The 2,699-nt window shown below is 76.3% G+C and carries 2 protein-coding genes; one reads left to right on the top strand and one right to left on the bottom strand.

Annotated elements, in window-relative coordinates; translation table 11 throughout:
* Positions 1-912: winged helix DNA-binding domain-containing protein (locus AB0J68_RS30565; protein WP_363942167.1), on the top strand; the 912-nt coding region annotated here is incomplete at its 5' end.
* Here AB0J68_RS30565 and malQ read toward each other — a convergent pair.
* On the bottom strand, positions 894-2,699 hold a 1,806-nt coding region (gene malQ / locus AB0J68_RS30560; RefSeq protein ID WP_363942165.1), incomplete at its 5' end, for a 4-alpha-glucanotransferase. The two genes, AB0J68_RS30565 and malQ, sit on opposite strands and share 19 nt — an antisense overlap.

The raw sequence follows: 2,699 nt of genomic DNA, 5'->3' as shown, positions 1-2,699 counted from the left end.
CGCCGCGAAGCTCTGCGCACCTGGCCGATGCGGGGCACCGTGCACCTCGTTCCTCCCGCCGACACCCGCTGGATGCTGGAGCTGACCGGCGTCCGCTCGCTGGCCGGCGCCGCGACCCGTCGAACGCAACTCGGGCTCACCGAGGCCGACGCGGACCGGGCGCTGGACGTGCTCGGCGCCGCGCTGGTCGGCGGGCGCCGGCTCACGCGGGCGGAGTGCCTGGCGGCCCTTCGCGCGGCGGGCCTGTCGACGGACGGCCAGCGCGGCTACCACCTGCTCTGGTACGCGAGTGTGCGCGGGGTGACCTGCGTGGCGCCGAACGTCGGCACCGACCAGACCTTCGCCCTGCTCGACGAGTGGGCGCCGGAGCAACGCCACCTGGATCGGGACGAGGCGTTGGCCCTGCTCGCCCACCGCTACGTCCGCGGGCACGGGCCGGTCACCGCCCGCGAGTTCGCCGGTTGGAGCGGCCTCACCCTGACCGACGCGCGGCGCGGCCTGGCAGCCGCCGGCGAACTGCTGAGCACGGTGCTCGTCGACGGCGAGCCGATGCACGTGGACGCGGCGCTGTGTGACACGGCGTTGGCCGGTGCGCGCGCGCCGCAGGCCGACGTGCTGGCGCTGCCCGGCTTCGACGAGTACCTGCTCGGCTACCGGGACCGCACGCTGATGCTCGACCCCGCGCACCAGGCGGCCGTGGTGCCCGGCAACAACGGCATCTTCCAGGCGACCGTGGTCCGCGCCGGCCGGGTGGTGGGCGTCTGGAAGCGCACGCTCGGCCGGGCCGCCGTCACCGTGGCGATCCGGCCGCTGACGACGCTGGACGCCGGCGAGCGAGCCCGGGTGGAGCAGGCCCTGGGGCGGTACGCCGACTTCCTCGGGCTGCCCGCCCGCTACGACTGGTCGGCCTGAGGGCTGCTCGTCCCGGACCGGCGCGGGGCGGTCGATCGGGGACGCGCGGCGGTGAGGAGGTCGACGACCCGCGTCACCTGCGGGTCGGCGCGGATCTGCGCCACGGTCGCCGGCAGCGGCAGCCGCCAGTTCGGATACTCGTCGACCGTGCCCGGCATGTTGGGCTGGCGCACCTCACCCAGCACGTCGTAGAGGGAGACGCCGAGCAGTCGGGTGGGGCTGGCGGCGAGCGCCGCGTGCATCGCCACCACCACGTCGTCGTCGGGTGGGCCCGGCTCGCCGCCGGGCGTCGACCCCGGGTCGGCCGGCTCGGGCAGCAGCGCCTCGTCGCGCAGCATCGCCAGCAGTCGCTCGCGGTCGGCGGCGGCCCGGGCGCGCTCGACCGCCACGTCGGTGCCGAGCAACTTCAACTCGTCGCGGACACGGACGTGCTCCCCGGTCAGGAAGCCCGGCGCGGTGGGCAGGTCGTGGGTGGAGATGCTGGCCAGCGCGTTACGCGGCCAGCGGGCCGGCGGGACGAAGGTGCCGTCGTCGTCCCGGGCGAACCACAGCACGGTCGAGCCGAGCATGTTGCGCCCCCGCAGGCCCCGGGTCACGACGGGCTGGACCGTGCCGAGATCCTCGCCGACCACCACCGCGCCGGCCCGGTGGGCCTCCAGCGCGAGGATGCCGAGCATCGCCTCGGCGTCGTATCGGACGTAGGTACCCTCGGCGGCGCCGGCGCCCGGCGGCACCCACCACAGCCGCCACAGCCCCGCGACGTGGTCGACCCGTAGGCCGCCCGCGTGCCGCAGGGTCCGCCGCAGCATGTCCCGGTACGCCGCGTACCCGGTCTCGGCGAGCCGGTCCGGCCGCCATGCGGCGAGGCCCCAGTCCTGGCCGAGCTGGTTGAAGTCGTCCGGTGGGGCGCCGACCCGCACCCCCTGGGCCAGGACGTCGGCGAGCTGCCAGCCGTCCGCGCCGCCCGGGTCGATGCCGACGGCCAGGTCGTGCACCACGCCGACCGGCATCCCGGCCGCCCGGGCCGCCGCGGTGACGGCGTCGAGCTGCTCGTCGCACAGGTGTTGCAGCCAGGCGTGGAAGGCCACCCGGTCGGCGAGCTGCCGACGCTGCTCGGCGACCGCCGGGGCGTCCGGGTGGTGCAGCTCCGCCGGCCAGGCACGCCAGTCGTTGCCGTGCCGCTCCGCCAGCGCGCACCAGGTGGCGAAGCTGGCCAGCGCCGGGTCCGCGGCCAGGTCGACCGGCTGGGCGTACGGGTGCAGCAGCTCCAGGGCGTGCCGCTTGGCGCTCCACACCTCGTCGTAGTCGATCAGGTCGCCGCGGTCAGGGCGCAGCGCGTCCACCACCGCCCGGGTCGCCGGGTCTGCCGCGGCGTACGCGGCGGTGTCACCGACGCGCAGGTAGAGCGGGTTGACGAAGCGCCGACTGGCGGGTGAGTACGGTGAGGCGGCCACCGGGTGCGCGGGTCCCACCGCGTGCAGCGGGTTGAGCAGCACCAGCCCCGCGCCCGTGGCACCGGCCCAGCCGGTGAACTCGGCCAGGTCGCCGAGGTCGCCCATGCCCCAGGAGCGTTCCGAGGTGAGCGCGTAGAGCTGGAGCATCCAACCCCAGGTGCGCGGCGGCACGGGCAGCCGACGGGGCACCACCACGAGCGTCGTCTCGCGGCCGGCGCAGCCCAACCGGTGCCAGCCCAGCGGCAGGTCTTCCGGCAACTCGCCGTCGACGTCGCGGCGGCCGCCGTCCTCCAGGGTCACCACGCCCGGGCCGGGCAGCGCCCGGGTTGTGCC

Source organism: Micromonospora sp. NPDC049580, from assembly GCF_040675595.1.
Lineage (GTDB): Bacteria > Actinomycetota > Actinomycetes > Mycobacteriales > Micromonosporaceae > Micromonospora.
This window is presented reverse-complemented; position numbering and strand designations above follow the sequence as displayed.